General features: G+C 42.0%; 5 protein-coding genes. 2 read left to right on the top strand and 3 right to left on the bottom strand.

Annotated features, from left to right (window positions below; genetic code table 11):
* Positions 1 to 467: 467 nt before the first annotated feature.
* From glpX to AC1DWN_RS25185, 3 genes are all read right to left on the bottom strand, one after another.
* Entirely contained in the window at positions 468 to 1,436 is a 969-nt protein-coding gene (glpX, locus tag AC1DWN_RS25195; protein ID WP_477561642.1) for a class II fructose-bisphosphatase, read from the bottom strand.
* A gap of 258 nt (positions 1,437 to 1,694) precedes the next feature.
* Positions 1,695 to 2,696 (bottom strand): MBL fold metallo-hydrolase, encoded by a 1,002-nt coding sequence (locus tag AC1DWN_RS25190; RefSeq protein WP_477561641.1) that lies wholly within the window; start codon positions 2,694 to 2,696, stop codon positions 1,695 to 1,697.
* Positions 2,693 to 3,442, bottom strand: coding sequence for a class I SAM-dependent methyltransferase (locus AC1DWN_RS25185; protein ID WP_477561640.1), 750 nt, complete (start codon positions 3,440 to 3,442; stop codon positions 2,693 to 2,695). Before AC1DWN_RS25185 ends, AC1DWN_RS25190 begins: the two co-directional genes overlap by 4 nt.
* 190 nt (positions 3,443 to 3,632) lie before the next feature.
* Between AC1DWN_RS25185 and AC1DWN_RS25180 the strand changes: the two genes are divergently transcribed.
* Positions 3,633 to 4,958: a spore germination protein gene (locus AC1DWN_RS25180; RefSeq protein WP_477561639.1), complete on the top strand. Its 1,326-nt coding sequence runs from the start codon at positions 3,633 to 3,635 to the stop codon at positions 4,956 to 4,958.
* A gap of 2 nt (positions 4,959 to 4,960) precedes the next feature.
* Positions 4,961 to 6,061 carry a GerAB/ArcD/ProY family transporter gene (locus AC1DWN_RS25175; protein WP_477561638.1) on the top strand — a complete coding sequence of 367 codons (1,101 nt, stop codon included), beginning with the start codon at positions 4,961 to 4,963 and terminating at the stop codon, positions 6,059 to 6,061.
* Positions 6,062 to 6,208: the final 147 nt, after the last annotated feature.

Here is a 6,208-nt window from a genome sequence, read left to right as displayed (position 1 = left end):
CAAACTCGAAGCCCTGCAAGCTTCGGCACATGGCTGAAGAAGTTCATACCAGGCGGTCAATAGCACTAATTGCTCCTACAATCATGACTCGTAAGCCAGAAACGTTAGAAAAGCGACTGTCCTGCGAGTCATTTTTTGAAGGATAAAAAAATTCACCTGAAGGACGCCGCCAATCGAGCTATTCTAACAATTAATTTCATCCCCTGACAATAAATCACARCTATTCCTCTCCCACTCTCAATTAATTGCATTTATTGAAACTAAACAAACATAACAAATAAGGCCGCGGACAGGGTCCGCGGCCTTATTTCAATTCAATTAATAGCGAAACTTGAATCCGTACAGCTGAGTTTCGTTTGCCGAGCCTAGCTGCTAAATTGGTAGACCGTCCGTACATCCTACGAGCAGGACATTATATACAAGTTACTTTTTAGCCACTACGTTCGTCGATATCTACTTACGCATTTCTAGTTATTGTTCAAAAACTCCTTATTAGGTAAATAGTGAAGCGCGCGTACGAATCGTATCGTTTTGGTCTTCGCTCGCATAACAATCGAATGCGTCTCCGCTCGCTGATCAGGAAAATATTGCACACCGCCGAGGAATTCACCAGGTGTGACACCTGTTGCCGCAAAATATACATCGCCCGTCCCAATCATATCCTCCATCGTAAGTACACGATAGGGATCTTCAATCCCCATCTGGACGCAGCGATTATACTCATTGCCATCCGCCGGCATCAGCCTCGCCTGTAATTCACCGCCCAGACACTTTAGTGCAGCGGCAGCTAGCACGCCCTCTGGCGCACCGCCAGAGCCTACATATAGATCTATACCCGCTTCCGGAAAAGCAGGAGCCATAGCTCCAGCCACATCACCGTCAGATAAAAATTTAATACGAACCCCGACCTTACGCAACACTTTCACAAGTGACTCGTGTCGAATGCGATCTAAAATCATAACGGTTAAATCCGATACCTTCTTATTCAAAGCTGTCGCAGCTTTTTGGAGCGTCAGCTCCATGGGATCAGTAATGCTTAGTTTACCTACGAGTGCAGGACCAAATGAGAGCTTCTCCATATACATATCAGGCGCATGCAGCAATTGTCCCTTCCCAGCAACCGCAAGAACAGACATGGCATTATTTAACCCCTTAGCTACAATTTCCGTACCTTCTAACGGATCAACCGCTACATCAACCTCGGGTCCATTCAAACTACCAACTTCCTCTCCGATATAAAGCATCGGAGCTTCATCCATTTCCCCTTCGCCGATTACGACCGTTCCGCGAATCGATACAGAATCAAACATTGACCGCATTGCTGAAGTAGCCGCACCATCAGCACTATTCTTATCTCCACGGCCCATCCACGGCGCCGATGCCAGTGCTGCTAATTCCGTAACTCGTACAAGTTCAAGTGCCAATTCTCTCTCCATTATACAGCCTCCCCCGCTCAGTTATGAATGAAACAATCAAATAGTACGCACATTAAAATCTTTTCTCTCTATAATATGTATCATATATTTATATGTGTTGCAATATATAATTGAAATCTTAATCAAAAACCATCGAAAAAGGCATTTACGGAAAACTAGGGATATATATGCATCACAAATATCGAAAAAAGCGTACAGTTACAAGTATGACCTGTAACTGTACGCTTCAAACATGTACTACAATCTATAAATTCGACGCTAAAGCGACTGCACGGAATAACAATAAACGCCATCTGTTTTGACCGAAGTAATTCGATTCCTTCGCTCTAGATGCACAAGATGTGCCAATGTTTCCGCCATCGCAAATCGTAAATTATGAGCATTCCCGCCAATTCGGGCTCCGAATAGAGCCTCACACATGYCAAAAGCAGTGAGTGGTTCTTTTGAGAGTAAGTCGCACATCCGATCTAGCCTGCGTACATGATGCTGCTGAAGCTCTGAAATGCGTCCTGCAAAATTAGTAAAGGGGTCGCGATGACCAGGAAACGCAAGCGTCACATCGAAACCTTTAAGCTTCTCTAGACTTTGGAGAAAATCCTCGAGCGGATCGTCTGATTCACCCGGGATGATACTAACATTAGGTGTTATATGTGGCAGCACTTGATCTCCGCACAACATCCATCCTCGCGACTGCTCATAGAAACAGAGCTGACCATACGCATGACCTGGCGCATCAATAAGCAGCCACTCTAAACCGCCAATTTGGATCTGGCTGCCCGCTTCAATGTAAGTTACTTCGGGCTGAGGTGATACCATCGCTACAAAGCTTGTTAAATTTTCCTCGATCGCTTCAATAAGCTCACTTGGCATACCATGCTCCGCGTTGAGTGATCGCAACTGCTCTGTGTACGAATTATCCCCACCCCACATCCTCCTTGCATAAGCATGTGAAGCTTTTGACATCAGCACTGGCGCTTGGCTTATCTCTTGTATATAACCAGCTAGCCCGTAATGATCAGGATGCTGATGTGTGAGTATAATCCGTGTAATGTCAGACCATTGCAAGCTAAGCTCTTGCAAAGTCATTTCCCACATCTGAATCGCTTCATCCGTCCGGAGTCCTGGATCAATGATTGTATAACCGTCTTGCTCAGGAATAAGGTAGCTATTCACCCATTTTAGAGAGAACGGCAAGGGTACCTTTACCTGATGCCATCCGTTATCACATAACACGATATTATTTTGTTCCTGTATTGTCATATTGATTTCCCCACCATGATCATTCTTGGCGAAACAGAGTCATTAAATGAAGATCCGTCATAATTGCCATACATGACCTCTAATTTAAGACCACTATCAGCTAGATGCTGGACAAACCAATCAAGGGTAAGCAAGTGAACTCGCTCTAAATATTGCCTAGACTTTTCCCTTTGACTGAGATCGGATATGGTAATCACTTTCTGAACGAATCCGTTCTGAATAGATCGAGCCTCTTCAATATGTAGTCCATAATCGGAATCAATACGTTCAGAATATGGGATTAGACTTTGTTCTACAAATACCGGATTGAGGAAGTCAATGAGAAAAGCTCCACCTGGTCGAAGCACTCTTCTAATATGCCGCAGCACATTAATATTATCTTCCTCTATTGAAAAATAGCCAAATGAAGTGAATAAATTTACAGTCGCATCAAAGCATTCTTCCCCGAACGGCAAGTTGCGCATATCCCCTTGCACCCACTCTATAGTTTGAGCTGATTCATGCTTGCGAGCTTCTCCCAGCAAAATATCGGATAAATCGATACCCGTTACCTCATATCCGATTTCAGCCAATGCCAAGGCATGCCGACCCATGCCACAGCCTATATCAAGCACTCTAGAGCCTCTAGGCAGCTTTAACCAATCTGCCATTTGCCGAACTTCTTTATTCGCATTTTCCCAATTGCGATGTTTATAAACAATCATATAATCATTGCCAAAGCTTTGTTCGTACCAAGGTTTAATCATCGTATACTCCTTCATTACGGCGCATTCGCTCTATATCTATAAATCCAATTGTACTTGAAATACAAGATGCTCGCAAAACAGAAACAAAAGGCATAATTTATGGCTTCTTGCGCAAACTATAGCAAACTGTGGAAGCTTCTACAGATGATGTTTGTTTAGTTTTAAATAATCGGGTCAGGGAGGAATTGCATTGTTAGATCGCTTACGATTATTATTTGCTGAAGCCACCGATATTAAATTGGAAAACCTTCAGAACAGCGAGATGAAAATAGAGCTGGCTTACATTTGCTCATTATGCGATGAAAAGGTAATCAGCCGGTTCATCAAGGTTCCTTTTACAAAAGAAGAGCAATCCTTCAGAGATCATATAAATACTATTCCCGAATATTTAGAGGTAGAGGATATTTCGAAGTGGCAGGATCTGCTTCTTCGCGGAAATGCGCTTATCAAAGTTGACGGTATCGTTTATTCCTTTCTTGCAAGTCGAGTTATTGCTTCACAAGCTGCCCAAATCAAAGTAGAAAATGCTATTCAAGGCCCACAAATTTCTCTTAGTGAAGACTTAGAAAATTCAATGAACCTTATACGCAGCATGTATCCTTCTCCAAACTTATTTGTTGAAGAACACACTCTTGGTTCTTTATCTAAAACAGTCATCCTGCTTATGTTTGATCAAAGACTCGTCGATCCGACAATATTAGGTAACGTCCGCAAGAAGCTGACCACTATTCAAACTAAAATGGTTCATGCTGCAGGTGAAGTAGAAAAGCTAATTGTCGGCACTCGCAAGCATTTGTTTCCAACTGTGCTTATTACAGAGCGGCCAGACCGTATAACTAAAGCGATATCAGACGGGAAAATCGTCTTGCTCATTAAAGGCAGCGTATTCGCGCTTATTTTACCTGTCACTTTTTTCGACTTCATGCATGCTGTGGAAGATAACTATGAGGCGTATTGGACAACACGATTTCTGATTTTACTTCGCTACGCCTCTATCTTTCTGACGACTACGCTGCCTGCATTATATATTTCAATCGTATCGTACAATCCGGAGTTATTTCGAGTCCAATTGGCCTTTACGATCGCCGGGAGTCGTTCTGCCGTCCCTTACCCCTCGTTCATCGAAGTATTTATAATGCTGTTTATGATCGAAGCACTAATTGAAGCGAGCATCAGGCTTCCAATCTTTATAGGATCTACAGCAACGACAGTAGGCGGTCTAATTTTAGGACAAGCCGCACAGCAAGCGGGTTTGGTTAGCAGCATAATGATTATCGTCACATCTGTCGTCGCCATTTCCAATTTTGTTATTCCTATCAATTCACTATCGACTGCTGTTCGTTTCCTGAAATATCCGCTTATTATCATTTCCATGTTTTTTGGTATTTCTGGAGTTGCGGTCGGTATGTTCATTTATTTGACTTACTTATGCAACCTTCGGAGCTTTGGCAAGCCGTATTTTCGTATATTGGGTAATTTAAAACCAGTTGAAGGCGATATTGGGCAGGTGAATTAATAATGAATCGATATTTTTTGTACAACTATGTATTGGTCAGTTTGATTAATTTAATGCTCTACGTTCCACATATTCTCATTCAGTATCGTTACACGGGTGCGGTATCCTCTATCATTATCGGTACCGTTATCGGCAGTGCGCTCATCTATGCATATACAAGCGTCATTACGAAGTTTCCGGGAAAAGGCATGCCAGAAATATTGAAAATGTACTTTCCCCGGTGGATAGTGACGATCAACATGCTGCTAGTTACTATGATGTGGCTATTCGCGTCTATTATCGTTATTATTGCTTATGCTTTATTAATAAATCGTTACTTAAACCCTGATATCAACCCTATTGTTATTATAATTATGCTTGTTATTGCTTGTGGCTATGCAGCTACTCGCTCCACGTTAACGGTCATATTCATGATAGAAATCGGAGTTCTCATCAATGTACCCTTCATTGCATTCTTTCTCTTCAAAGCTTCGCGCAGCCCACATTTAAATTGGGATGCCATACGAGTTGTTGCCAATTATGTAACGGAGATGCCGAATCTTACCTCGATTGCCGCAGCATCGTTTATCTTCACTGGTTATTTGAATCTCTCGCTGTTTAATCGGCTTATTTCAGCTAATTTCCGATTTAAACACCGTTGGATTTATCCGATTATAGGCTTCACCATATTGCTTATCACTTTTTTTATACCGATTGGCTTTCATGGAACAGAGGAAGTAAATCAATACATCTACATATGGACTGTAACCGCTGACTCTATGCTCATGAAGTATGGTTTCATCGAACGCGTTTTGTTTGTATTTTTAGTTATATATTTGAATCTCTCATTAGTCTATACAATGTCCATATGGCATCAAGCGATGGAGTTTATTAAGAGCTGTTTCCCAAAAAATGAGCCCTTAACTGATAGTCCCGAAACTCCACTATCCAATTATGTGATCATCGCATCGTTTGCTATTCTGACTATTCTGTATGCCTTAGTTGCGGATGAACAGAAGAACATGTTTATTACCTCTTATTGGTTAAGTATACGTTTATTTCTCGAAATATTTATTGTCCTTTGGATATTCATACTTAGTCGAAGGAGGCCAAAATCCTCATGAAAACGACTAATTTGCCGCTCATTATACTGCTTGTCCTAGTCAGCTTACTAAGCGGGTGCGGCTTCAAAGATATAGACAAACGTTTCTTTGTCGTTGTGACTGGTATTGATTCTTCGGGAAACGAGGAAAAACCATACCGAATTACCC

The sequence above is a fragment of the Paenibacillus sp. P4_A7 genome, assembly GCF_056402455.1.
This window is presented reverse-complemented; position numbering and strand designations above follow the sequence as displayed.